The following is a 25,347-nucleotide window of genomic DNA, read 5'->3' as shown; positions in this document are numbered from 1 at the left end:
GCGCCGGGCCTTCGGCGGTGCCGGACGGCGCGTACCCCGGGGGGCGTCGTGCCGGCACGACGGCCGTGTCGGATCACGCGTACCGCGGGGCGTCCCTGCGCCGGGATTTCGGCTGTGCCGGACTGCGCGTACCCCGGGGCCGGACCCCGGAGCACGGCGCAGCCCTCAGTGGCCGCCCGTCGCCCGGCGTGTGGGGGGCGCCGAGGCCGGGTCCTCCGGCCAGGGGTGGCGGGGGTAGCGGCCCCGCAGTTCCGCCCGGACCGCGCGGTAGCCGTCGCGCCAGAACGACGCCAGGTCCGCCGTGACGGCCGCGGGCCGCCCCGCCGGGGACAGCAGGTGGACCAGCACGGGGACCCGCCCGCCCGCGAGCCGCGGCGTCTCCTGCCAGCCGAACAGCTCCTGCAGCTTCACGGCCAGCACCGGCTGCCCGCCGCCGTAGTCCACCCGGATCCGCGACCCGCTCGGCACCTGGATCCGCTCCGGAGCCAGCTCCTCCAGCCGCGCCGCGTCCCCGGACGCCCACGGCAGGAGCCGTTCCAGCATCCGGCCGCCGTCCAGCCGCTCCAGGTCGGCCCGCCGCCGCGCCCGCTCCAGCTCCCAGCCGAGCCAGTCGTCGAGCCGCTCCAGCAGCGCGGCGTCGGAGACGTCCGGCCACGGCTCGCCCAGCTCCCGGTGCAGGAAGGCCAGCCGCTCCCGCAGCCCGGCCCCGTCGGCCGTCCAGCGCAGCAGCCCGAGCCCCTCCCGCCGCAGCCCGTCCTCCAGCGCGGCCCGTACGAGCCCGGGGCCGGGCTCCGGCAGCGGGCGGGAGGCCAGCTCGACCGCGCCGAGCCGCTCGACCCGCCGCGCCACCACGTCCCGGCGCTCCTCGGACCAGCCGACCTCCTCGCCCTCCGCATGCAGCGCGCCCGCGGCCGCCCGCGCCGTGTCCTCGTCGATCACCGCGCCGAGCAGCACCCGCGCCGAGGCCGCCGTGACCGGCCGGTCGGCGACGGCCACCGCGAGCCAGGGCGCGCTGCGCAGCCGCGACCCGTCCCCGAGCTGCGCCCCCGTGCCGGACACCATGAGGTACGCGCCCTCGCCGCGCAGCCGGGCCACCCGCTCGGGATAGGCGAGCGCCGTCACCAGCCCCGCCACGGCGTCGTCCGGCAGCTCACCGCCGGAACCGGATGCCGTGCCGGACCCCGGCAGCGCACCCTCCAGCCGCCGCGCCTCCGTACGCCACCGCGCGCTGTACGCGTCTCCGCCGCGCCGCGCCGCGCGCCAGGCCGCCGCCAGGTCGTCCCCGTACTCCCGCGGCGGTTCCTCGCTCAGCAGGGCGACCACTTCCGCCGCACGGCGCGCACCCGCCTCGGCAGCCCCGTCGAGGAGGGCGCGCGCGAGCCGCGGATGCACGCCCAGGCGCGCCATGCGCCGGCCCCGGTCCGTGACGCGGCCGTCGGCGTCCACGGCGCCCGTGGCGGCCAGCACCTCACGGGCCGCGGCCATCGCACCGGCCGGCGGCGGGTCGAGCAGGGCCAGCCCCGACGCACCGGGGTCGCCCCAGCACGCCGCCTGCAGCGCGAAGGCCGTCAGATCGGCCACCAGGATCTCCGCCGCCGGGAACCCCGGCAGTCGCACGTCGTCGGCCTCCGACCAGCAGCGGTACACCGCCCCGGGCGCCTCGCGCCCGGCACGCCCGGCCCGCTGCCGGCCCGCGGCCCGCGAAGCCCGTACGGTCGTGAGCGCGCTCAGCCCGCGCGCGTGGTCGGTACGGGGCTCACGGGCCAGACCCGCGTCCACCACGACCCGCACCCCGGGCACCGTCAGGCTCGACTCCGCCACGGACGTCGCCAGGACCACCCGCCGGCCCCCGGAAGAGCCGGCCAGCACCGCGTCCTGCACCGCGGCCGGGGCCCGCCCGTGCACCTGCAGCACCTCGGCCCCCAGCGCCTCCCGGCCGCCCAGCCGGCCCGCCACGCGCGCGATCTCCCCGACGCCGGGCAGGAAGCACAGGACGTCCCCCTCCCGCTCCCGCAGCGCCCGCCGCACCACCGCGGCGACGTGCTCCAGCAGGGCCGGGTCCACCCGCATCCCGTGCGGCGGCCGTACGGGCCGCTCCGGCGGCGCCCACACGACCTCGATCGGATGCGAGACGCTCTCGGCCGTCACCACGGGCGCGTCACCGAGCAGCCGGGCCCAGCCCTCGGCGTCCGTCGTCGCGGACGCCGCCACCAGCCGCAGCTCGGGCCGCAGGGCAGCCCGTACGTCCAGGAGGAAGGCGGCGGCGGTGTCCGCGTCGAGGTGCCGCTCGTGGCACTCGTCCAGCACGACCGTGCCCACGCCCGCGAGCTCGGGATCGCGCTGCAGCCGCTGCAGCAGCACACCGGTCGTGACGACCTCGACCACGGTCCGCGGCCCCACCCGCCGCTCCCCGCGCACGGTGAAGCCCACCTGCTCGCCCACGCCCTCGCCGAGCAGCCACGCCATGCGGCGCGCCGCGGCCCGCGCGGCGATCCGGCGCGGCTCGGCGACCACGACGCGCTGCTTCGGGCCGTCCCCGGTGAGCCCGGCGAGGACCAGCGGCACCAGCGTGGTCTTGCCGGTGCCGGGCGGCGCGCACAGCACCGCCGCGCCGTGCGCGTCGAGCGCGCGCGTCAGCGCGGGGAGGGCGGAGCGGACGGGCAGCCGGTCGAGGGCGTCACGGTGGATCACAGGCCCAGTCTCACTCAGCGGCCGACGCCCCCGCGCCGGGGCCCGCCCCGGAAGGGAGCCGGGGCTCCCGGCAGAACAGCCCGCCGCAACGGCGGGTCACCACCACGGCGAGGGTCCGGCGGAACATCTGCCCACCGGAACCGCCGCGGAGATCATGATCCGCCGGAAGGGCCCTCGTCCCGCTCGCAGACGAAGATCGCCGTCCCCGGGATGAGGTTCCCCCGCAGCGGGGACCACCCGCCCCACTCCTGCGTGTTCCAGGCGGGCCACTCGGGCTCGACGAGGTCGGTGAGCCGGAAGCCGGCCGCGACCACGTCCCGCACGCGGTCACCGAGCGTGCGGTGGTGCTCCACGTAGACGGCGCGGCCGTGCTCGTCCTGCTCCACGTAAGGGGTGCGGTCGAAGTAGGAGGCGGCGACGGAGAGGCCCTCGGGGCCGGGCTCGTCGGGGAACGCCCAGCGTATGGGGTGGGTGACGGAGAAGACCCAGCGCCCGCCGGGCCGCAGCACACGCCGCACCTCGCGCATCACGCGCACCGGGTCCGCGACGAAGGGCACGGCCCCGTAGGCGGAGCAGGCCAGGTCGAAGGAGCCGTCGGCGAAGGGCAGGGCGCCCGCGTCGGCCTCGACGAGGGGGATGTTCCCGCCGATGCGCAGGGCGTGCTGGAGCTGGCGGTGGGAGAGGTCCAGGGCCACCGGGCGGGCGCCCTGCGCGGCGAGCCAGCGCGAGCACTGGGCGGCGCCGGCGCCGATCTCCAGGACGTCAAGGCCCTTGAGGCCGCTCGCCGGGCCCAGCAGGGCGGCGTCGGCCTCGTCGAGCCCCTCGGGGCCCCAGACGAAGCGGTCGTCGCCGAGGAAGGAGCCGTGCTCGGTCTGGTACTCGTCGGCGTTGCGGTCCCACCAGCCGCGGCTGGCCCGGCTGCTCTCGGTGTCGCCGGTGGCGCGCCGTGTCGCTTCCGGTTCGTACTCTTGGATCATCGGCGGTCGTGCCCCCGGCAGTAGTGTGGTGCGGCCCGCGAGCGGGCCCGAGCGGCGTGCGGCCGGGGAACGCGGCGGAGCGCTGAGGGGCCCCACAGCCTCGCCGAACAGAAGTTGTGCCCGATATGACGGGATTCGTCCCGGGTGTGCGCCTTCGCGCATTGACCGTGCCCGGCTGCCCCCGTATGCTACAAGTTGCGCTGCGGGCCTGCGCGCCTCAGACGGAGCAGGCCGCGCTCGCACTTGTTGTATGTCCCCTCGGTTGTCGAGGCGCGTGCGGCGATCCTTGGATCGCTGATCGCGCGTCTCCAAGGCTGTCCGGCTTCGGCAGTGCGATACGGGCTCTCGGCGTAGCAGTACCTACGACTCAATGTCCGTACCGGAGCCCTTTCCCACATGACGAGCAGCACCGAGACCACCGCCACCACCCCGCAGGTTGCGGTCAACGACATCGGTAACGAGGAAGCCTTCCTCGCCGCGATCGACGAGACGATCAAGTACTTCAACGACGGCGACATCGTCGACGGCGTCATCGTGAAGGTCGACCGGGACGAGGTCCTGCTCGACATCGGTTACAAGACCGAGGGTGTCATCCCCTCCCGCGAGCTCTCGATCAAGCACGACGTCGACCCGAACGAGGTCGTCAAGGTCGGCGACGAGATCGAGGCCCTGGTTCTCCAGAAGGAGGACAAGGAAGGCCGCCTGATCCTCTCGAAGAAGCGCGCCCAGTACGAGCGTGCCTGGGGCACCATCGAGAAGATCAAGGAAGAGGACGGGATCGTCACCGGTACCGTCATCGAGGTCGTCAAGGGTGGTCTCATCCTCGACATCGGCCTCCGTGGCTTCCTCCCGGCCTCCCTGGTCGAGATGCGCCGCGTCCGCGACCTTCAGCCCTACGTGGGCAAGGAGCTCGAGGCCAAGATCATCGAGCTGGACAAGAACCGCAACAACGTGGTCCTGTCCCGCCGTGCCTGGCTGGAGCAGACCCAGAGCGAGGTCCGCCAGACCTTCCTCACCACCCTGCAGAAGGGTCAGGTGCGCTCCGGCGTCGTCTCCTCCATCGTCAACTTCGGTGCCTTCGTGGACCTGGGCGGCGTCGACGGTCTCGTCCACGTCTCCGAGCTGTCCTGGAAGCACATCGACCACCCGTCCGAGGTTGTCGAGGTCGGCCAGGAGGTCACCGTCGAGGTTCTCGACGTCGACATGGACCGCGAGCGCGTGTCCCTGTCCCTCAAGGCCACCCAGGAAGACCCGTGGCAGCAGTTCGCCCGGACCCACCAGATCGGTCAGGTCGTCCCGGGTAAGGTCACCAAGCTCGTTCCGTTCGGTGCGTTCGTCCGCGTCGACGAGGGCATCGAGGGCCTGGTCCACATCTCCGAGCTGGCCGAGCGCCACGTGGAGATCCCGGAGCAGGTCGTCCAGGTCAACGACGAGATCTTCGTCAAGGTCATCGACATCGACCTCGAGCGCCGTCGCATCAGCCTCTCGCTGAAGCAGGCCAACGAGTCCTTCGGTGCCGACCCGTCCGTGGTCGAGTTCGACCCGACCCTGTACGGCATGGCCGCGTCCTACGACGACCAGGGCAACTACATCTACCCCGAGGGCTTCGACCCCGAGGCCAACGACTGGCTGCCGGGCTACGAGAAGCAGCGCGAGGAGTGGGAGCGCCAGTACGCCGAGGCGCAGCAGCGCTTCGAGCAGCACCAGGCGCAGGTCATCAAGTCCCGCGAGGCGGACGCCGAGGCTGCGGCCGAGGGCGCTCAGGCTGCCCCGCAGGCCGGTGGCGCCCAGGTCTCCGGCGGCTCGTACTCCTCGGAGTCGGCCGACAACTCCGGCGCCCTGGCGTCGGACGAGGCGCTGGCCGCCCTCCGCGAGAAGCTCGCCGGCGGCCAGAGCTGAGGCTCTGCACCACGGCAGCTGACAGCTGACTGAGTAAGGCCCGTTCCCCTTGGGGAGCGGGCCTTACTCGTGCTGTCGTTCCGTCATGTGAGACGCGCCGGCACGATCCGGAAGGCGGGAATGGCCGGGCCCTCCGGGCGCGTTCCCCGGTACGGAACATGAGGAGGAGCGGTCACTGTGTTGGATCCGCAGGGTTTGTACGAATGGGAGCCCAAGGGGCTCGCCGTGGCCGACCTGGCCTTGGCCCAGGACACGGCCGGCCTGGTCATGCTCTACCACTTCGACGGCTACATCGACGCGGGCGAGACCGGCGAGCTGATCGTCTCGCGGCTCCTGGACACCCTGCCGCACCAGGTCGTCGCCCGCTTCGACCACGACCGGCTCATCGACTACCGCGCCCGCCGGCCGCTGCTCACCTTCCAGCGGGACCGCTGGAGCGCCTACGAGACCCCGGCGATCGAGCTGCGCATCGTCCAGGACGCGACGGGCGCGCCCTTCCTGCTGCTGTCCGGCCCCGAGCCGGACGTGGAATGGGAGCGGTTCGCCGCCGCCGTGGGCCGGCTCGTCGAGCGGCTCGGCGTCCGGCTGTCCGTCAACTTCCACGGCATCCCCATGGGCGTCCCCCACACCCGCCCCGTCGGCATCACCCCGCACGGCAACCGCACCGACCTGATGCCCGGTCACCGCAGCTTCTTCGACGAGGCGCAGGTGCCCGGCAGCGCCGAGGCCCTCGTCGAGTACCGCCTGGCGGAGGCCGGCCACGCCGTCCTGGGCGTCGCCGCCCACGTCCCGCACTACGTCGCCCGCTCGCCGTACCCGGACGCCGCCCTCACCGCGCTCGAAGCGGTCACCGCGGCCACCGGCCTGGTGCTGCCCAACGCCGCGCACGCCCTGCGGTCCGAGGCGCTGCGCACCCAGGAGGAGATCGAGCGGCAGATCGCCGAGGGCGACGACGAGCTGGTGGCCCTCGTCCGCGGCCTGGAGCACCAGTACGACGCGGTGTCCGGCGCGGAGACCCGCGGCAACCTCGTCGCCGAGCCGGTCGAACTGCCCTCCGCCGACGAACTGGGCGCGGAGTTCGAACGCTTCCTCGCCGACAGGGAGGGCGACAGCGGTCACTGACCGCCCGCCCTATACCGTGGGGCCCATGCTGAGAGTGGGCCTCACGGGCGGAATCGGAGCCGGCAAGAGCGAGGTGTCGCGGCTGCTCGCGTCGTACGGCGCGGTGATCGTGGACTCCGACCGGATCGCACGCGAAGTGGTCGAGCCGGGCACGCCTGGACTGGCCGCGGTCGTCGCCGAGTTCGGCGACGCGGTCCTCACCCCCGGCGGCGCGCTCGACCGGCCCAAGCTGGGCGCGATCGTCTTCGCCGACCCCGATCGCCTCGCCGCCCTCAACGCCATCGTGCACCCCCTCGTCCGGGCCCGCTCCGCCGAACTCGAAGCCGCCGCGGCCCCGGACGCCGTCGTCGTCCACGACGTCCCCCTCCTCGCCGAGAACGGCCTGGCCCCGCTCTACGACCTGGTCATCGTCGTCGACGCCGGCACGGAAACCCGCCTGGACCGCCTGGTCCGCCTCCGCGGCATGACCCCCGAAGAGGCCCGCGCCCGCATGGAGGCCCAGGCCACCCGCGAGGCCCGCCTGGCCGTCGCCGACATCGTCATCGACAACGACGGCCCCCTGGAGGAACTGGAGCCCCGGGTGACGAAGGTCTGGCAGCAACTGCGCGAACGCAGCGCGGACAGCCGTTAGTCATCACGGCTGTTAGCCCTATCGGGTGAGCGTCGGCGAGGCCTGAGCGGGGCGTGGAGGCAGGTGGGGCAAGGGCTTGGGGCCGGTGCTCGTGATGTGTGGTGCGCTTTTGTGCGACGGTCAGTTGTTGCCTTGTGCATAAGGTCCCCTCATCCGACCTGAGGAGACCTTCATGGCCGTGCCCGAGTTAGCCGCGACGAGCCCGTTCGCCGCGCTGCCCGCGCCGCGCGTCCTGCCGCGCCTCGCCGGCGTCGGCATCGTTGTGCTGTCGCTGGCCTGGATGGGGTACATGGTCCGGCAGGCGGAAAAGTCGGCCGGGTTCGTGGCGCACAAGGGCACGCTGGTCGTGAAGCGGTGTGAGGAGCGCCGGGGTTACGGCGGGCACCATTCCGCGGATGCGTACGACGTCTGCTTCGGCTCTTTCCGGGCGGACAGCGGCCGGGTCGTGCGGGACGGCGCCGGGCTCCGCGGCTGGTACGCCGCGGGCGAGAAGGTGCGCGTCTATCGCGAGGGGCACCGCTATCAGCCGGTCAGCTGGCGGTTCTTCTGGGGGCGGCTGGCCTTCTTCTTCGCCGGGCTGATGATGGCCGCCTTCGGCGTGATGACCACGGTGGTCGGCCACGGGGCGAGGACCGCCGGGGAGATCAGGGCCTCGTGGGAGGCGCTGCGCCGGACGTCCGCGGGGCCGTACGTCTCCTGGCTGCTCCGGGCCGGCGGCGGCGGGACCGCCGCGTGCGCCGTGCTGGCGCTCGTCGGGTCCTGAGGGGGAATCGTGGATCTGAGGGTCGAGCCCGGACAGCTCGAAGCGTTTGCGCGGCAGGTCGGCCGGGGTGCCGAGGACATGCGGGAGGTGCTCGCGTACGCCCGTCGGCATACCGTTCTGCCGCCGGGGGCGGCCGGGTTGTACGGAGAGACGTGCGCTCTGCACGACGCCTTGCGCGGCGATGTCCTGAGCGCTGTGCGACGCATGGCCGAAATCCTGCAGAGTTCCTCGGAGGAGCTGGCCGCGGCGGCCGCCTACTACCGCCGTACCGATCGCGGCGCCGCCGCCGCATTCGACGCGCTCGCCGGGCGGAAGGGAGCCGAACGGTGACGGGATTCACCGACGTGACCGAGCCGGCCGCGTCTCTCGTCCCGCCCGCGACGCCCGCGGAGTACGTCGATCCGCTGGAGCCGTTCAACGTGGTGGCGGATTTCCTCAGTCCGAACCAATGGCTCCTCAAAATGACCGAGTTGTTCACCGGGACCGATCCGGTGAAGTGGGTCGGGGAGAAACTCGCCGGCGACTGGAAGTCCTATGCCGCGTGCGCCTCCGCGTGGCAGGCAATGGGGCACGCCTGTGACGGGATCGCCCGCAACCTCCGTTCCGGCAACGTACGCATCGACGCCGCCTGGGACGGAAACGCCGCCGGATCGGCTGCCCATTACTTCGCGTCCCTGCACGCGAACCTCGAGGCGTTCCACCGGTCCTTCGACGCGATGGGCCTCGAATACCTCGCCCTTGCCGGGTCGGTCACCTACGCCGGAGCCGGCATCGCCGACTGCCTCACGGCGATGCTCGACGCGCTGATCACCACCTCGATCGAGGTCGCCGCCTCGGCCGCCACGGGCGGCGGCGCCGCAGCCGTGGCCGCCGCGCTGGGCACCCAGGAGCTGATGACCATCCTGAGGGAGTGGGAGCACATGAACGAGTTCTTCAGCGCGGCCCAGACGGCGATGCACGCCGGCAGCGCCGCCCTGGCCCGGACCGGTGCGGAAGCCCTGACCGCGCTCAGCACCTTCCCCGTGCCGCGCACGGCCTACGACCACCCCGCGGTCTGAGACGGGACGGGCAGGAGGGGAAACGCGTGAGTGACGTGCATGAAGCGAGCGAGCAGTACGTGGGATTCGAGGAGTTCGTGACCCGCGGACGCAGCGCCGACCGGGCACGCGCCCTCCACGAGGCGCTGCAGCGGCTCGCCACCGGCAGCGCCGGCGACGTGCTTCAGGAGATGGCCCGCGACGTGCTCACCGGCCGGGTCGGCCTGCGGGACGCGGTGCGCGTCGGGGCGTACGCCGAGGCCCTGGGCGAGGGCACACGGGCCCTGCGGACGGCATGGCAGGCCCTGCCGGAAGAGGAACGCGCGCGGTACGTGGACGAGGCCCGGCGCGCCCTCGCCCTGCACGCCTCCGGCCAGGGCACATCCCCGTACTGACCGCCCGCGCCCTCACTCCTCCCCGGCCTCCGGGGGGGGGGTAGGGCATTGTGGCCGGTCGTAACAGGTCGGCGGAGCCCGCCACTTCCGACAGGGCGTTCGCCAGCGCCACCAGGACCTCCCGCACCCGGGCGATCTCCTCCCGCAGCGCCGCCGCGTGCTCCCAGCCGCGCTCGTACGAGACGGGGTCCACGTCCGCCGGGCGCAGGGACTCGTACGCGGCCAGGCGGGGGTGCCAGGTGGCGAGGACGGGGCGGAGGGCCTGGTTGAGGACGGTGACCGCCAGCGCGCCGAAGGTGATCTCGCCCGGGCCGCGGCGCGGGGCGACGTCGGGGCCGTAGCGGCGCAGGATGTCGCGCGTGGTGCCGAAGAGGCTGTAGAAGGAGGACAGGGCCTCCCGCAGGAAGCCGTCCTCCGGGCCCAGCTCGACGGTGGAGACGCGCGTGGCCAGCTCCGCGTACAGCTCCCAGGCGGCCTTGCGCTCGGCTTCCACCGGCTCCCAGACGCCCGTGATGTCGCCCAGCATCGGAATCGCCATCCGGACCGTGACCTGCTTCGGCCTGGCCCGGCCGGCGGCGTTGCGTATCCGTCGCATGATCTTCCTCCCCGGGGCCCCACAGTAGGCTAGTCCGGCCGCAGCAGACAGGCATCGGCCGGAACACCGTGGGAGAGAGCGTGGAGGGACAGGGCGCCCGCACCTGGGACGTCTTCCTCAGCTACAGCCGCGGCGACGCCCACCGCATAGCTCCCCTGCGCGACCGGCTGCTCGCCTCCGGGCTGGAGGTCTTCGTCGACGAGGTCACCGTCGCGGGCTTCGCCGGCATCAGCGACAGCATCCGCGCCGGCCTGGCCCGCTCGAAGGCGCTGCTGGCGTGCTACTCGGCGGCGTACCCGACGCGGCACGCGTGCCAGTGGGAGCTGACCGCCGCCTACCTGGCGGGCCTCGCCGAGGGCGATCCGCGCCGCCGGGTCATGGTCGTCAACCCCGAGCCGGGCACCGGGCACATCCACCCCGTGGAGCTGCGCGACGCCAAGCACTGGGCCCTGCCGGCGGGAGCGGCCGGGCTCGACGCACTCGTGGCGGACGTGCGGGCGCACGTCGCGGCGCTGGAGGGCACCATCGGGGCGACCGAGGCCGCGCCGGCCCGCTGGTTCCCGGGCCCGGCCCCGTCGCCCGCGCCCGCGTTCACCGGCCGTCTGCCCCGCCTGTGGCAGGTGCACAGCTGCCTGCACCAGCACGACGCCCCGCTCACCACCGGCCATTCGGCTCCCCGGCCGGTGCAGGTCCGGGGCATGGCCGGGATCGGCAAGACGCTGCTGGCCCAGGAGTACGCGACGCGCTTCGCCGCCGGCTACCCGGGCGGGATCCACTGGCTCTCCCGCGACACCGGCGCGGAGCCGGGCGGCACGGGGTCTTCGTACGCGCCCTACGAGGGAAGCCTGCGGGCGCTGGCCGCCGCGCACGGCCTGCCGGGGGAGGGCGGCGCGGAAGACGTCGCGGCCCGGCTGCGCGACCGCTTCGCCGCGGCCGGCGAACCGTTCCTCTGGATCGTCGACGACCTCCCGGACCGGCTGACGGCCCAGCAGGTGGCACGGCTGTGTGCCCCCCACCCGCTGGGCCGCACCCTGCTGACGACCCGCAGCCGCCGCTACGACACGCTCGCCACCCCCGTCGACCTGGACCCCCTGCCTCCCGGCGAGGCGTACGCGCTGCTCACCCACGCCGCGGCGCCCGCCTCCCCCGAGGAGCGGGCGGCCGCCGAGGCCCTGTGCGCGGCCGTCGCCGGGCATCCGCTGGCGCTCGACCTGCTGTCCTCCGCCGCGGCCGACGGCTACACCACCCTCCTCGACCGCTTCCACACGCCCGGGCGCTCGCTCCTGGACGTCCTCGGGCGGGACCGCGTCCTGCCCACCGGATACCCGGCCGGGGTGACCGCCGCGCTCGTCCGGGACGTACGGGAGGCGGGCCCGAGCGCCATGGACGCCCTGCGGCTCGCGGCGGCCTTCGCACCGACCCCGCTGACCAGGGACGACGCGGTACGGGCCCTGTCGCCGGGCAGCGCCGCCCCCGATGTCGTCGCCGCCCGCCGCCTCGACGCGGGCATCGCCGTGCTGCGCGGCCGCGGCCTCCTCGCCTCCGCCGGCACCCGCGCCTGGTCGGTGCACCCGCTCACGGTCCACGCCTGGCTGCGGCACGACCCCGAGCCCGGCCGGGCCGAACAGCTGCGGCACGCCGTCATACGGGTCCTGCGCACCGCCCACGGCACTACGCTGGGCGGCGTCGCAGCCCGGCCCGGCACGGCCGGCACGAGCAGCACGAGGGAGCCGCGGATGAAGCAGCACACGCCCGCGCCGCCGGCCGGCGCGCCCGGCGAGCTGGAGCGCATGGCCGCCTTCGACCTGCAGGTCGAGCTCGCCACCCGCATCGGCGTCCAGGAGCTGGCCCCCGGCACCGGCAGCCTGCGCGAGGCCCTCGGCTCGCTCCACGCGATGTTCGAGTTCACGCGCTCCACGCTGCGGCAGTACAGCATCAACCTCGCCGGCGGGCCGCCGCCCGAGGGTGCCCGCACCGTCCACGCGATCGCCTACGACCTCCTCAACCGCACGCTGAGGCCCTTCACCAGCACGTGGCACCCGCGGCTGGCCGCCCACGAGGCGCTCCGCCCGGAGGGCACGAGCCCGGTCGCCCACGAGGAGGCGTGGGCGGACGCCCCGGCCATGCGCGCGGCCCTCACGGAGCTGCGCACGCCGCTGCTGCGGATCGTGGGTGAACTGGCCGGGATCTCGGGCGCCGACTTCGGCCTGTCGGCGGCCGGCTCACAACCGGGCTGAGGCCTGCTGCCCGGATGCGGGGCGCCGTGCGGAGGCGGATCGCCGCGGACACAGGCCGCCGCGGATACCCGCTACGGACAGCCGCTACGGATACGGTCCGCGTCCGTCGTCCCCCGGCCCCCGGCGCTCCCAGGGATCCCGGCGCCGGCTGACCGGCCGGTACGGCGGGACGTCCCGGCCGGGCTGGAAGTGCGGGCCCTGCCGGATGTGCCGGATCACCAGGGAGAGGTCGACGGCGGTCACGGCGACCAGGACCCCGCAGGCGACGGCCCAGCCGGGGTGGTCCGTGATCGCGAAGAGCACGGTGCCCGCGACGGCCCAGACCAGGCCCCAGGCGGCCAGCCCGCAGCGCAGCCGCAGGGGGCTGCGGGCCGTGGCGGGTTCGTTGCCGGTACGCGGCATGGCGATGCACCTCTGCTTCCAGCATCCACCCGCCGGAGTGCGGGGTGCCGCCCGGCCGGTCGGCCGGGCTCAGACCAGGCGCCGGATCTCGCCCCGCACGCGGTAGAAGCCGCCGGCCGCGGGCGCGAGGGAGTCGATGACGTAGCGGGCGCCGGCCTCGCGTATGTGCCGGGGGAACTGGACGTTCCAGCTGGGGTCGTAGCCCTCGGAGACGACGTGGACCCGCAGCCGGCCGGCCTCCTGGACGCACTCGACGACGATGCCCGTCGCGGGCGCCGCGGTCACGGTGGCGAGGGTGCGGGACGGGGTGTACGTGGGCACGGCCGCGGCCGACTTGACGTCCATGGGCACCGGGACGTCGCCCGCCTGCGCCGCGGCGATGGCGCTGTCACCGGCGTCGACGCAGACCAGTGCGCCGTCCGTGGTGACCATGTACAGCTTCTCGTTCAGATACTGCATGGACAGCGCCGAGCCGCCGCCGGTGCCGAGCTTCCACAGCCGGGTGCCGTCCGCCGCGAAGCAGTACACGGACGAGGAGGAGTCGCCCGCGAAGACGTAGCGGCCACCGGGGGAGGTGGCACAGGAGTAGACCACGGTGTCGCACGGGTAGGTGGCCTCGACGGCGCCCGTGGCCTTGGACAGGCGCTGGACGACCCGGCGGTTGGTGCCGGCGTAGACGGCGTGGTCCTCCTGCCAGCCGAACAGCACCGAGCCGGACGTGGGGGTGTGCCACAGCTCGCCGCTGCCGTCCTGGGCGTAGGCGGTCACGCCGCGCGAGTGGCCGTGGTAGACGGCGCGCTCGTCGCGGCGGACCATCCAGGCGTGGTCGCCGCTGCTGTTGCGTGACCACTGGTACTCGTCCTCATGGTCGATGACGGTGAGTCGGCCGTTGCGGTCGGCGACGTCGAGGACGCCCTCGCGGATGTCGAGCCAGAAGATGTCGACGTCGGAGGAGATCTCGTAGGCGGCGAAGGGCAGCTTGGAGGACAGGTCGTAGACCGTGCCGTCGTCGCACCCGGCGTAGATCCAGAAGTCGTCCGCCACCAGGCACTTGACGCCCGCGGGCAGCTGGTAGCGGGCCAGGACCTCGCCGTCGTGGCCGAGGGTGTGGACGTGTCCCGCCTGGTTGCCCACCCAGCAGCGGTCCTCGTCCACGTGGATGCCGAACGCGGAGGAGCCGGTGTCGAAGCGCCACAGCACCGGTGCCACGGCCCGCGCGGTCGACGGGGCGGAGGAGACCTGACGGCGCGTCACCGGGCGGGCGGCGCGCTGCCCGGCCACGGCCGGGGCGTACCCCTTGCGGACCTTCTCGCCGACCTTCTTCGCCGCTGCGGCCCGGGCCTTCTCCGCGCTGGGGAACGAGGAGGTCTGGCTCTGGCCGGGGGCGCCGATGCGGCCGTAGCGGACCGTGACGGACGTGCCGGCGACGGTGACCTCGTAGAACTTGTGCGCCCCGCCGCCGTCCTGCGACAGCTCCAGGTACGTCGTCTCTCCGGCCATGGCAAAGCCCCTCTTCCCCGTCCGTCGGCCACGGCGGCCGATCTCCGTGCCGAGCACGCTAGGGGCTGCCACTGACAACCGGGCCTCGCTCGCCTGCGCGAGCAGCGCCGCAAACAGACGAACCGTTAGAAAAGGGGCTCGGGGAGCACTCCTTCGAGGGACAGGAGGGCGCGCTTGATCTCCAGCCCGCTGCCGAACCCGCCCAGGCCGCCGTTGCTCTCGATGACGCGGTGACACGGCACCACGACCGGCAGGGGATTGCTGCCCATGGCCACGCCCACGGCCCGGGCCGCCCCGCGCTCGCCCACGCGGTCGGCCAGGTCCTGGTAGCTGACCACGGTCCCGTACGGGACGCCGGCGGCCAGCTCGCGCAGCACGCGGCGGTTGAACCCGGAGGTCAGCGACCAGTCCAGCGGGACCGAGAAGGTCTCCCGGCGGCCGGCGAAGTAGGCCGTGAGCTCGGCGGACGCCCGGTCGAGGACCTGCCGCGCGGCGCACGGCCCGGTCGCCGGCCCGGTCCCCATGCGGCGCGCGAGGCCGGCCACGGCCGCCTCCGTCTCCTCCGCGCCGGCGCGGAAGATCACCTGCAGCAGCCCCCGGGGCGTCGCCGCGATCCCCAGCGGCCCGATGGAGGCGCCGACCGTCGCCCACGCCCACTCCTGCGGCCGGGGCGGCGTCGCAGCCGCAGCGGCCGGTTCCAGGTCCGTCATGGGGCCAGCGTAGGCCGTCCGGGGGACCGCCGGGCCCCGGACCGCACAAGTGATCCACGATCTTGCGATCGGGCGGGCCGGCGGGCCCGGCCGCGGGTCCCCCGGGGGGCGGAGCCCGCTAGAGCCCCAGCCAGCTCAGGATCGACAGGGGGCCGTCGTCCTCCTCCTGCACCTCCTGCTCGTCCGCCGCCTCCTCCAGGGCCTCCTCGATCACCTGCGGGGCGTTGCTGATGATGCCGTCGACCCCCATGCGGGCCAGTGCCACGGCCCGGTCGCCCTTGTCCACCGTCCAGGCGGACACCTCCAGCGGCCGCCCGTGCGCTCCCCGTACGGCGTGCACCGCGCGCACGTAGGCGGCGGTGACGCTTTTGTGGTTCGGGTTGATCTGGTCGGCGAACGCGGCGTAGGACCGCAGCTCCGAGGGCTTGGGAGCGCCCAGGAAACCCGTCTTCACGTCCGGCCGCACCCGGTGGAAGGCTTTGAGGGACGGCGCGCTGAAGGACTGCACGACGAGGGAGCTCCGCACGTGCCGGGCGTTGAGCCACCCGGCGCGCTGCAGCTCGGCCGCCAGCTGCCGCTCGATGCCCGGGTACAGCTCGGGCGCCTTGACCTCCAGCAGCAGCTTCTGCCGGTTGTGGTCGACGCGCTGCAGGTAGCGCCGCAGCGTCGGCACCCGCTCACCGGCGAACCTGCGGTCGTACCAGCTGCCCGCGTCGAGCTTCTGGATCTCCGCGAGGGTGAAGTCGGCGATCTTCCAGGGGGCGCGGCCGGGATAGCGCCGTCTGGCGTCGGTGGTGCGCTCCAGCGTCGTGTCGTGCATGACGATCAGGGCGCCGTCCTTGGTGCGCTGCACGTCGTTCTCCACCCAGGTGATCCCCAGGTCGGCGGCCTCGTCGATCGAGGCCAGCGTGTTCTCCGGGGCCCGGACCGGCACCCCGCGGTGGCCGATCGCGAGCGGCGCGGAAGCCTGCGAGGACTTCGCGGCGGGGGCGGCCGCCGGGACCGCCAGGGCCTGGGGAGCGGCGAGGAGGAGTGCGGACAGGCCGAGCAGCGCGCTGGTCACGGCGGAGACGGGGCGGATGCGCATACGGGCTCCTCGCGGCGGCTGGACACGGACGGGCACGGACGCCGGAGGCGCCCCCGACCCCTGGTGTACGGGACGGGCCCACCTCAGACAAGTACGCGACGGAAGCGCCGCGGGCGCACGGCGACGGGTGTTCTTCGCCGGACCGCCGCCCGCCGTTCGCCCCGGGAACAGGGGCCGGACGGCGGGTGTCCGGCCGTTGTCAGTGGCGGGTCGTACCGTGGTCCCATGCGGCCCGTATCGAAGATCGAACGCAAGGTGGCGCCTTTCGAGGTCGTCAGCCCCTTCCAGCCCAGCGGTGACCAGCCCACGGCCATCGCCGAGCTGGAGCGACGTATCCGCGCAGGTGAGAAGGACGTCGTCCTCCTCGGTGCAACCGGCACCGGCAAGTCCGCGACCACCGCGTGGATGATCGAGAGGCTCCAGCGGCCGACGCTCGTCATGGCGCCGAACAAGACCCTGGCGGCCCAGCTCGCCAATGAGTTCCGCGAGCTCCTGCCCAACAATGCCGTCGAATACTTCGTCTCGTACTACGACTACTACCAGCCCGAGGCGTACGTTCCGCAGTCGGACACGTACATCGAGAAGGATTCCTCGATCAACGAGGAGGTGGAGCGGCTGCGCCACTCCGCCACCAACTCCCTGCTCACCCGGCGTGACGTCGTCGTGGTGGCCTCGGTGTCCTGCATCTACGGCCTGGGTACCCCTCAGGAGTACGTCGACCGCATGGTGCCGCTGAAGATCGGCCAGGAGATCGACCGCGACGAGCTGCTGCGCCGCTTCGTGGAGATCCAGTACACCCGCAACGACCTCGCGTTCACCCGCGGCACCTTCCGCGTCCGGGGCGACACCATCGAGATCTTCCCGGTCTACGAGGAGCTCGCCGTGCGCATCGAGATGTTCGGCGACGAGATCGAGGCGCTCTCCACGCTCCACCCGCTCACCGGAGAGGTCATCTCCGACGACCAGGAGCTGTACGTCTTCCCCGCCAGCCACTACATCGCCGGTGCCGAGCGCATGGAGAAGGCCATCGCCGGCATCGAGACGGAGCTGGAGGAGACCCTCGCCCGCATGGAGAAGCAGGGCAAGCTCCTGGAGGCGCAGCGGCTGCGCATGCGCACCACGTACGACATCGAGATGATGCGTCAGATCGGCTCCTGCTCCGGCATCGAGAACTACTCGCTGCACATGGACGGCCGTGAGCCCGGCTCCCCGCCCAACACCCTCATGGACTACTTCCCGGAGGACTTCCTCCTCGTCATCGACGAGTCGCACGTGACCGTCCCGCAGATCGGCGCCATGTACGAGGGGGACGCCTCCCGCAAGCGCACGCTGGTCGAGCACGGCTTCCGGCTGCCGTCGGCCATGGACAACCGCCCGCTGAAGTGGGAGGAGTTCACCGAGCGCATCGGCCAGACGGTGTACCTGTCGGCCACGCCCGGCACCTACGAGATGTCCCGGTCCGACGGCTTCGTCGAGCAGATCATCCGTCCCACCGGCCTCGTCGACCCCGAGGTCGTCGTCAAGCCGACCGAGGGCCAGATCGACGACCTGGTGCACGAGATCCGCAAGCGCACCGAGAAGGACGAGCGGGTTTTGGTCACCACCCTCACCAAGAAGATGGCCGAGGACCTCACGGACTACTTCCTGGAGCTCGGCATCCAGGTCCGCTACCTGCACAGCGACGTCGACACGCTGCGCCGGGTGGAGCTGCTGCGCGAGCTGCGGGCCGGCGAGTACGACGTGCTGGTCGGCATCAACCTGCTGCGCGAGGGCCTCGACCTGCCCGAGGTGTCCCTCGTCGCCATCCTGGACGCCGACAAGGAGGGCTTCCTCCGCTCCGGGACGTCCCTCATCCAGACCATCGGCCGCGCGGCGCGCAACGTCTCCGGCCAGGTGCACATGTACGCCGACAAGGTCACCCCGGCGATGGAGAGGGCCATCGAGGAGACCAACCGCCGCCGGGCGAAGCAGATCGCGTACAACAAGGAGCGGGGCATCGACCCCCAGCCCCTGCGCAAGAAGATCGGCGACATCGTCGCGACCCTCGCCCGCGAGGAGATCGACACGCAGGAACTGCTGGGCTCGGGCTACCGCGACAAGGGCGCCAAGGGCAAGGCGCCGGCGCCCTCCGCCCCGGCCGGCAAGGCGGCGGGCAAGGGGGCGAAGGCCGCCAAGGGCGGCAAGGCGAAGGCCGCCGCCGCGGTGACGGACAAGCCCGCCGCCGAACTGGCCCAGCAGATCGAGGACATGACCGACCGTATGCGGGCCGCGGCCGCGGAGCTGCAGTTCGAGGTCGCCGCCCGGCTGCGCGACGAGGTGAGCGAGCTCAAGAAGGAGCTGCGGCAGATGAAGGAGGCCGGCCTCGCCTGACGCTCCGGCACCGCCCGCCCCGGACCGCGGGCCGGGATGTTGCAAGACCGCCACAAATCCCGTCCGGATTCGTGTGCGGTCGGGGTCCGTGCGTAGGGTCTGGGCGGAGGCCGTGCGGACGCGCGGCCCACGGGGATAGAACGAGAAGGGACTGCGCGTGACGGTCAACTTGTCCAAGGGTCAGGGCATCAGCCTGCAGAAGGCAGACGGGGGCACCCTGACCGCCGTGCGGATGGGGCTGGGCTGGCAGGCCGCCCCCCGCCGCGGACTGTTCGGGTCGCGCACGAGGGAGATCGACCTCGACGCCTCGGCGGTGCTGTTCGCCGGTGGCCAGCCGGTCGACGTGGTCTTCTTCCGCCACCTGGTCAGCGACGACGGCTCGGTCCGCCACACCGGTGACAACCTGGTCGGCGGCGCCGGCACGGGCGGCGACGACGAGGCCATCCTCGTCGACCTGCAGCGCGTTCCCGTGCACATCGACCAGATCGTCTTCACGGTGAACTCCTTCACCGGCCAGACGTTCTCCGAGGTGCAGAACGCCTTCTGCCGCCTGGTCGACGAGACCAACGGCCAGGAGCTCGCCCGCTACACCCTCGACGGCGGCGGCGCGTACACCGCGCAGATCATGGCGAAGGTGCACCGTTCCGGCAGCGGCTGGGCGATGACCGCCATCGGCACGCCGGCCAACGGCAAGACCTTCCAGGACCTGATGCCGGCGATCCTGCCGAGCCTGTAGGCACAAGCGTCCTGACCGCATCCCGGGCCCGGCGGAGAGTGTTTCCGCCGGGCCCGCGGGCACGGCAAGGACGGAACACGACAAGCGCAGAACGAGCATGAGCAACGAGGGGGCGCAGGAATGACGGCCGAGCTGGTGCGGGGGCAGAACCACCCGCTGTCCGGGACCCGCCTGGAGATCCGGGTCTCCGCGGGAGGCCCCGTCGTCGCGGGCGCCACGCTCGCCGGCGCGGACGGCAAGGTGTCCGGCGCCGACCGGGTCGCCCACCCCGCCTCCCACCGCCTGCCCGGCCTGGAGGTCTCCCGGCAGGCCGCCGCCGACCACCGGCTCGCCGTCGACCTGGAGGCCCTCCCCGAGGGCGTGCACCGGGTCCACGTGCTGCTCGCGCTGCCCACCGGGGCCGGCGGCCCCACCTCCTTCGAGGCGCTGGCCGCCCCCTTCGTCGCCGTCACCGAGCTCGACGGGGCGGAGATCGCCACGTACACGATCACGGACCTCGGCGTGGAGTCCGCGGTCGTCGCTCTGGAGCTGTACCGCAGGCAGGACGCCTGGAAGGTGCGCGCCGTCGGCCAGGGATACGCGGGCGGGCTTGCCGCGATGCTGCACGACCAGGGCCTGGAGCAGGCCTTCGAGACGGCCGCGGCCATCAACGAGGCCGTCACTCGCGGCATGGCCCGCGCCGTGGCCCCGCCGCCCCCGCGCCCGGCCGCGGACCCCGAGCCCCCGCGCCCCGCCCCGGACCCCGCACCGCAGGGCCCCGCGGCCGGGAGCGGGCCCGTCGACTACCGTCACCCCCGCCGCGCCACCGCCACGCCCCCCGCACCGGCTCCGGCCGCCCCGCCCGCCGAGCCGGGGCAGCCCCCGCGCCCCGTGGCCGGCGACGCCAACGGCTGGACGATGGACGAGCGGCTCTACAACCAGGTGTGGGGCATGTTCGAGGACCTGGCCCGCACGACCGCCGCCTACCGCAGCGCCGTCGACTTCGCGGAGTCGCGCCTGGAGCAGGAGCTCGACAAGGTGCTCTCCGACCCGGCCACCCGGGTGGGCCCCGCCGCCGACGCGGCCCGGGCCGAGGCCCGCGCCCGGCAGGCGAGCCTGGTGGAGCAGGCCCGCGCCGTCCTCGACCGGGACCTGACCCAGCTCACCGCCGAGGCCGAGGTCGTCGAGCACGCCCTGCCGCCGGCCTTCGCCCGCTGGGACAGCCCGGTCTGGCAGGGCTACCAGGTGCCGCTGGAGACCCCCATGGCCCTGCGCCTGGGCGACCTGCACCTGCCGGAGAGCGCCGGCCTGCGCATCCCCATGCTGGTGCGGCTGCCCCTGGAGCGCGGCCTGTGGATCGACAGCGGCCGCCCCTCCGGGCTGCAGTCGGCGGTCGTGGACGCGACCGAGCTGCGCCGCCTCGCCATGGAGACGGCCGTCGCCCACGCCGCGCGGCTGCTCGCCGTGTACCCGGTCGGGGACTTCACCGTCCACGTCATCGACCCGGCGGGCGCGGCCGGCGGAGCGCTCGCGCCGCTGCTGCGGACCGGCGCGCTGAAGGAGCCGCCCGCGGCCGGTGCGCAGGGCGTCTCCGCGCTGCTGGAGCGGCTCACGCGCCGCGTCGACCTGGTGCAGATGGCGGTGCGCAGCGGCGCCGCCGACTCCCTCCCGCCGGACCTGGACACCGCCGAGCAACTGCTGATCGTCAACGACTTCCCGCACGGCTTCGACGACCGCGCGGTCAACCAGCTGCGCTACCTCGCGGACGAGGGCCCGTCGGTCGGGGTGCACCTGATGATGGTCGCCGACCGGGAGGACACCCGGGGGTACGGGCCGGTGCTCGACCCGCTCTGGCGCGCGCTGCTGAGGATCACGCCGGTCCCCGACGACCACCTCGCCGACCCGTGGGTCGGGCACAGCTGGACGTACGAGCCGTCGCTCGTACCGGCCGGCAGCGACGTCGTCCGCCAGGTGCTCCAGCGGGTGGGCCAGGCGCGGCAGGCCTACGGCATTTAGTAAGCAAAGCGCCGCTGAGCTGGGCTTTTGGGTTTTCCTTTACTGTTCCTTGGGGCTTCCTGTACCGTTTTGGGGACTGGCGCCGACCGCCGACGTGCCCGTACGACACCCGGAGGAACAGTGGACGTCTCCCTGACCCTGTGGGCGCTGACCATCCTCGGTCTCTGCGCCCTCATCGCCGCCGACTTCTTCATCGGAGGCCGCAAGCCGCACGAGGTCTCCCTCAAGGAAGCCGGCGTCTGGACGGCGGTCTGGGTCGCCCTGGCCGGCCTCTTCGGCCTCGGCCTGCTGGTCTTCGGTGGCGGCCAGCCGGCCGGCGAGTTCTTCGCGGGCTTCATCACCGAGAAGTCGCTCAGCGTCGACAACCTCTTCGTCTTCGTCCTGATCATGGCGAAGTTCGCGGTCCCGCCGGTCTACCAGCAGCGCGTGCTGATGGTCGGCGTGCTCATCGCCCTCGTCCTGCGGGCCGTGTTCATCGGCGCGGGTGCGGCGATCATCGCCAACTTCTCCTGGATCTTCTACCTCTTCGGCGCCTTCCTGATCTGGACCGCCTGGAAGCTCATCCAGGAGGCGCGCGCCGGCGAGGAGGAGGAAGAGTTCGAGGAGAATCGTTTCCTCAAGTTGGTGGAGAAGCGGTTCCCCTCCACCGACCGCTACCACGGCACCAAGCTCTTCGTCGTGGAGAACGGCAAGCGCCTGATGACGCCGATGCTGATCGTCATGCTCGCGATCGGCACCACCGACGTCCTCTTCGCCCTGGACTCGATCCCCGCGATCTTCGGCCTGACCCAGGACCCGTACATCGTCTTCACCGCCAACGCCTTCGCCCTCATGGGCCTGCGACAGCTGTACTTCCTGATCGGCGGCCTGCTGAGGAAGCTCGTCCACCTCTCGTACGGCCTGTCGGTCATCCTGGGCTTCATCGGCGTCAAGCTGGTGCTGCACGCCCTGCACGAGAACGGCGTGGGCGTCCCGGAGATCAGCATCCCGGTGTCCCTCGGCGTCATCTGCGCCGTGCTGGTCGTCACCACGGTCACCAGCCTCCGCGCCTCGCGGAAGCAGGCGGAGGCCGAGGCCCTGGCGGCCGCGACGGCCGCTCCGGAGGGCGAGAACGCCGGCGACGCCGAGGACGCCGCCCGCGTCTGACGGCGTCCCGCCCCTGCGCCCCAGGAGGCCGTCCCCGCTCAGGCGGGGGCGGCCTCCGGCGCGGTTCCGGGCGCCGCGGACGGCCGGGTCTCGGGCAGCAGCGCGAAGCACCCCAGGCTGACGGCGGCGACGGTCACGAGGTAGCCGGCGACCGCCCAGGGCGGGCCGGAACCCTGCGCCAGGGCCGTCGCCACGACCGGCGTGAGGCCGCCGCCCACCACCCCGGCCAGGTTGTAGCCGACCGCCGCCCCCGTGCAGCGCACCCGGGTCTCGAACAGCTCCGGGAGGTAGGCGGCGACGACGCCGACCACCGCCGCGAAGGGCACCGCCGCCCCCGCGAAGCCCAGCGTCATCCACACCGGCCGCCCGGTGTGCAGCAGGGCCACCAGCGGGACCATCCACAGGGCGAGGCCGGCGCTGCCGGCCAGGCACAGGGAGCGCCGCCCGTAGCGGTCGCCCAGCACGGCGAAGAGCGGGATGAGCAGGGTGGACACGGCGACGCCCGCCATGATGCAGCCGAGCATGACCGTGCGGCCGACCGCCAGCCGCTCGGTGCCGTAGGCCAGGGCCCAGGTGCTCATCGCGTAGTGGACGGCGTAGACGAGGGAGAGCCCGCCCGCGACGAGCAGGACCGGCCGCCAGTGGCCGCGCAGGAGCTCGGCGAGGGGCAGGGCGGCCCGGGTGTCCGTGGCCTCCAGCGCGCGGAACTGCGGCGTCTCCGGGAGCCGGGCGCGCAGCAGCAGGCCCGCCGCCGCCATGAGGCCCGCGCCCCAGAACGGCACCCGCCAGCCCCAGGCCAGGTAGTCCGCCTCGGCGAGCCCCGCCGACAGCACGAGAGCGAGGCCGTTGGCCAGCAGGAACCCCACCGGCGCGCCGAGCTGCGGGAAGCTGGTCCACAGGGCGCGGCGGTGCGCCGGGGCGTGCTCCCCGGTCAGCAGCACCGCCCCGCCCCACTCCCCGCCGAGCCCGAGGCCCTGCGCGAACCGCAGGACGAGCAGGAGCAGCGGTGCGGCGACGCCGATGCTGTCGTACGTGGGCACGAGCCCCACGGCGACCGTGGCCAGGCCGGTCAGCAGCAGGGAGGCCATGAGGACGGGCCGGCGGCCGTGCCGGTCGCCGATGTGCCCGAAGAGCACCGCGCCCAGCGGGCGGGCGAGGAAGCCGACCCCGAAGGTGCCGAAGGCGGCGAGGGTGCCGAGCAGCGGCGACGCGGTGGGGAAGAACAGCGGCCCGAGGACGAGCGCGGCGGCGGTGCCGTAGACGTAGAAGTCGTAGAACTCGATGGCGGTGCCGGTCATGGCGGCGAGCGCCAGGCGCGGCATGGACGGCGCGCGGTGCGGCGAATCGTGGGGCGGCTGCATGTACTGCCCAACATCCAGCCGGCAGGGCAGGCAACGGGCGTGCGGGTGCGCGGCGGGGGGCGCGGGGGAGTCGCGAAATTTTTTCGTCCGGATTTGCGTAGGTATGGCCATCCGGCTCGAAGGGGTGTAGCTTAATGAGTGAGGCCGCCGCATCCGGAGGAATTTGGATGGACGGCCTCACTGCATGCCCGGGCCCACCGCAGGCCCGGGCTTTGTCGTGCGCTCGGGGTCTCCCGTGCGCCGGCGGGGTCACCAGCCGCGCTCGCGCCATTCCGCGAGGTGGGGACGCTCGGCGCCCAGCGTGGTGTCCGCGCCGTGGCCCGGGTAGACCCAGGTCTCGTCCGGCAGCTGCCCGAAGAGCTTCGTCTCCACGTCGCCGAGGAGGCTCGCGAAGGCCTCGGGGTCGTTGTGCGTGTTGCCCACGCCGCCCGGGAACAGGCAGTCGCCGGTGAACACGTGCGCGTGGCCGTGCGGGTCGTCGTAGACCAGCGCGATGCTGCCCGGGGTGTGGCCCACGAGGTGGCGGGCGACGAGCTCCACGCGGCCGACGCGGATGACGTCGCCGTCGCTCACCGGCACGTCCGTCGGCACGGGGATGCCCTCGGCGTCCTCGCGGCCCGCGTACGTGGTGGCGCCGGTGGCGTCGACCACCTCGCGCAGCGCGCCCCAGTGGTCGGCGTGCCGGTGGGTGGTGACCACGGACTTGATGCCGCTGTCCCCGATGAGGGAGAGCAGGGTGTGCGGCTCGGCGGCCGCGTCGATCAGCAACTGCTCGTCCGTGGCGCGGCAACGCAGGAGATAGGCGTTGTTGTCCATCGGGCCGACCGCGACTTTCGAGATCATCAGGTCGGTCAGCTCGTGCACGTCCGCCGGTCCGCCGACCTTCACCGCTCCGCTGTACGTCATGTCGTCAGCCTATGCCTTCACCCCCTTCCTCCACCCCCGCTAAAGCGGGGGCAGGGCGGGCAGCGTGCCCCCGGCCGTCTCCAGCGTCGCGCCCTTGTCGCCGCGGCCCGCGAGCCACCCCAGGAGGGCCGCCGGGGAGCCGCTGACGGTGACCGGGGCGCCCTCCGCGGTGCCGTCCATGCCCCAGGTCCTGCCGTCGCCGGCGACGAGCGTGACGGCGGGGATCTCCGGGCGGCCCGACCAGCGCTCGGCGAGGAAGGCGATCTCCCGGCCGGTGAACTCCGCCGGCAGGTCCTGCAGCTCGTAGCCGGCGTCCAGGTCCACCAGGTGCAGTTCGAGCTCGATCCAGCGGCGGAAGGGGACGCGGGCGGCCCGGTCGGTCACGCCGTTGCGCATGACGACGGTGCGGGTCCAGTCGGCGGGGGCGGCGGCCTGGGCGCTCAGGCGCTCGGCGCTGTCGCGCAGGTCGGCGAGGTGGACCTCCAGGGGGCGGCCGGCGTCCCGGGCGATGTCCGCGTCGCGGGACTCGGCGCTCGCGTACATGGGGCGGCCCGCCAGCACGTTGACGAGCGCGTCGGCGTTGCGCGCGACGTGGGCCAGCACGTGGCCGCGGGTCCAGTCCGGGAGCCGGGACGGCCCGGCGACGGCGGCGTCGTCGAGCTTGCCGGCCGCACTCAGGAAGCGGTCGGTCGCTTCGCGTACAGATGCCAGGTCACGCACGTGGTCGATCATGCGGCCGACGATAGCGCCGCCACTCGTCCGGGTGAAGGTGTCGGACTCCGGCCGT

Annotated in this window: 21 protein-coding genes; 12 read left to right on the top strand and 9 right to left on the bottom strand. The window is 73.5% G+C overall.

What is annotated here, in order from left to right; translation table 11 throughout:
* Positions 1–165: 165 nt before the first annotated feature.
* Complete coding sequence (gene hrpB / locus ACOTKD_RS33355; RefSeq protein WP_424892733.1) at positions 166–2,691, bottom strand: ATP-dependent helicase HrpB; 2,526 nt, start codon at positions 2,689–2,691, stop codon at positions 166–168.
* A 152-nt stretch (positions 2,692–2,843) separates the two neighbouring features.
* Complete coding sequence (locus tag ACOTKD_RS33350; RefSeq protein WP_424892732.1) at positions 2,844–3,668, bottom strand: class I SAM-dependent methyltransferase; 825 nt, start codon at positions 3,666–3,668, stop codon at positions 2,844–2,846.
* Positions 3,669–4,064: 396 nt separating this feature from the next.
* Here ACOTKD_RS33350 and rpsA point away from each other — a divergent pair, with 396 nt between their 5' ends.
* The 8 genes from rpsA to ACOTKD_RS33310 all read left to right on the top strand — a co-directional run bounded on the left by rpsA (position 4,065) and on the right by ACOTKD_RS33310 (position 12,347).
* The gene (gene rpsA / locus ACOTKD_RS33345; protein ID WP_058044905.1) at positions 4,065–5,567 is read left to right on the top strand and encodes a 30S ribosomal protein S1; all 1,503 of its coding nucleotides are present in this window, start codon (positions 4,065–4,067) and stop codon (positions 5,565–5,567) included.
* A 177-nt stretch (positions 5,568–5,744) separates the two neighbouring features.
* Positions 5,745–6,689, top strand: coding sequence for a PAC2 family protein (locus ACOTKD_RS33340; RefSeq protein WP_424892731.1), 945 nt, complete (start codon positions 5,745–5,747; stop codon positions 6,687–6,689).
* Between the two features lie 25 nt (positions 6,690–6,714).
* Positions 6,715–7,320, top strand: a complete 606-nt coding sequence (coaE, locus tag ACOTKD_RS33335; protein WP_424892730.1) for a dephospho-CoA kinase — start codon at positions 6,715–6,717, stop codon at positions 7,318–7,320.
* Positions 7,321–7,492: 172 nt separating this feature from the next.
* Positions 7,493–8,083 carry a hypothetical protein gene (locus tag ACOTKD_RS33330; RefSeq protein ID WP_424892729.1) on the top strand — a complete coding sequence of 197 codons (591 nt, stop codon included), beginning with the start codon at positions 7,493–7,495 and terminating at the stop codon, positions 8,081–8,083.
* Positions 8,084–8,092: 9 nt separating this feature from the next.
* Positions 8,093–8,413, top strand: a complete 321-nt coding sequence (locus ACOTKD_RS33325) for a type VII secretion target (protein WP_424892728.1) — start codon at positions 8,093–8,095, stop codon at positions 8,411–8,413.
* Positions 8,410–9,141 carry a hypothetical protein gene (locus tag ACOTKD_RS33320; RefSeq protein WP_424892727.1) on the top strand — a complete coding sequence of 244 codons (732 nt, stop codon included), beginning with the start codon at positions 8,410–8,412 and terminating at the stop codon, positions 9,139–9,141. Before ACOTKD_RS33325 ends, ACOTKD_RS33320 begins: the two co-directional genes overlap by 4 nt.
* Before the next feature lie 26 nt (positions 9,142–9,167).
* Positions 9,168–9,515, top strand: coding sequence for an HMG-box domain-containing protein (locus ACOTKD_RS33315; protein ID WP_424892726.1), 348 nt, complete (start codon positions 9,168–9,170; stop codon positions 9,513–9,515).
* Between the two features lie 675 nt (positions 9,516–10,190).
* Complete coding sequence (locus ACOTKD_RS33310) at positions 10,191–12,347, top strand: TIR domain-containing protein (RefSeq protein ID WP_424892725.1); 2,157 nt, start codon at positions 10,191–10,193, stop codon at positions 12,345–12,347.
* An 84-nt stretch (positions 12,348–12,431) separates the two neighbouring features.
* On the opposite strand, the gene ACOTKD_RS33305 is transcribed toward ACOTKD_RS33310, so the two are convergent.
* From ACOTKD_RS33305 to ACOTKD_RS33290, 4 genes are all read right to left on the bottom strand, one after another.
* Complete coding sequence (locus tag ACOTKD_RS33305) at positions 12,432–12,749, bottom strand: DUF6343 family protein (protein ID WP_424892724.1); 318 nt, start codon at positions 12,747–12,749, stop codon at positions 12,432–12,434.
* Between the two features lie 69 nt (positions 12,750–12,818).
* Entirely contained in the window at positions 12,819–14,249 is a 1,431-nt protein-coding gene (locus ACOTKD_RS33300) for a WGR domain-containing protein (protein ID WP_424892723.1), read from the bottom strand.
* A gap of 125 nt (positions 14,250–14,374) precedes the next feature.
* Positions 14,375–14,959 (bottom strand): methylated-DNA--[protein]-cysteine S-methyltransferase, encoded by a 585-nt coding sequence (locus tag ACOTKD_RS33295; protein ID WP_424892722.1) that lies wholly within the window; start codon positions 14,957–14,959, stop codon positions 14,375–14,377.
* Positions 14,960–15,077: 118 nt separating this feature from the next.
* On the bottom strand, positions 15,078–16,046 hold the full coding sequence (locus ACOTKD_RS33290) for a glycerophosphodiester phosphodiesterase (RefSeq protein WP_424892721.1): 969 nt from the start codon (positions 16,044–16,046) through the stop codon (positions 15,078–15,080).
* 225 nt (positions 16,047–16,271) lie between these two features.
* On the opposite strand from ACOTKD_RS33290, the gene uvrB reads away from it, so the two are divergent.
* The 4 genes from uvrB (at position 16,272) to ACOTKD_RS33270 (ending at position 22,293) form a co-directional block, all read left to right on the top strand.
* The gene (gene uvrB, locus ACOTKD_RS33285) at positions 16,272–18,416 is read left to right on the top strand and encodes an excinuclease ABC subunit UvrB (RefSeq protein ID WP_424892720.1); all 2,145 of its coding nucleotides are present in this window, start codon (positions 16,272–16,274) and stop codon (positions 18,414–18,416) included.
* A 157-nt stretch (positions 18,417–18,573) separates the two neighbouring features.
* Positions 18,574–19,152: a TerD family protein gene (locus ACOTKD_RS33280; RefSeq protein ID WP_106681282.1), complete on the top strand. Its 579-nt coding sequence runs from the start codon at positions 18,574–18,576 to the stop codon at positions 19,150–19,152.
* Positions 19,153–19,272: 120 nt separating this feature from the next.
* On the top strand, positions 19,273–21,147 hold the full coding sequence (locus tag ACOTKD_RS33275; RefSeq protein WP_424892719.1) for a TerD family protein: 1,875 nt from the start codon (positions 19,273–19,275) through the stop codon (positions 21,145–21,147).
* A gap of 120 nt (positions 21,148–21,267) precedes the next feature.
* A complete protein-coding gene (locus ACOTKD_RS33270) occupies positions 21,268–22,293 on the top strand; it encodes a TerC family protein (RefSeq protein ID WP_424892718.1) in 1,026 nt (341 codons plus the stop codon).
* Positions 22,294–22,331: 38 nt separating this feature from the next.
* Here the strand turns inward: ACOTKD_RS33270 and ACOTKD_RS33265 are convergent, their stop codons facing one another.
* From ACOTKD_RS33265 to ACOTKD_RS33255, 3 genes are all read right to left on the bottom strand, one after another.
* Entirely contained in the window at positions 22,332–23,615 is a 1,284-nt protein-coding gene (locus tag ACOTKD_RS33265) for an MFS transporter (RefSeq protein WP_424892742.1), read from the bottom strand.
* A gap of 288 nt (positions 23,616–23,903) precedes the next feature.
* Positions 23,904–24,560: an MBL fold metallo-hydrolase gene (locus tag ACOTKD_RS33260; protein ID WP_424892717.1), complete on the bottom strand. Its 657-nt coding sequence runs from the start codon at positions 24,558–24,560 to the stop codon at positions 23,904–23,906.
* Positions 24,561–24,599: 39 nt separating this feature from the next.
* Positions 24,600–25,292 (bottom strand): maleylpyruvate isomerase family mycothiol-dependent enzyme, encoded by a 693-nt coding sequence (locus ACOTKD_RS33255; protein ID WP_424892716.1) that lies wholly within the window; start codon positions 25,290–25,292, stop codon positions 24,600–24,602.
* Between the last annotated feature and the right edge of the window lie 55 nt (positions 25,293–25,347).

This window comes from Streptomyces sp. XH2 (assembly GCF_049725035.1).
Taxonomy (GTDB): domain Bacteria; phylum Actinomycetota; class Actinomycetes; order Streptomycetales; family Streptomycetaceae; genus Streptomyces; species Streptomyces roseoverticillatus.
The sequence above is the reverse complement of the archived record's forward strand: the minus strand, read 5'-3'. Positions and strand labels throughout refer to the sequence as shown.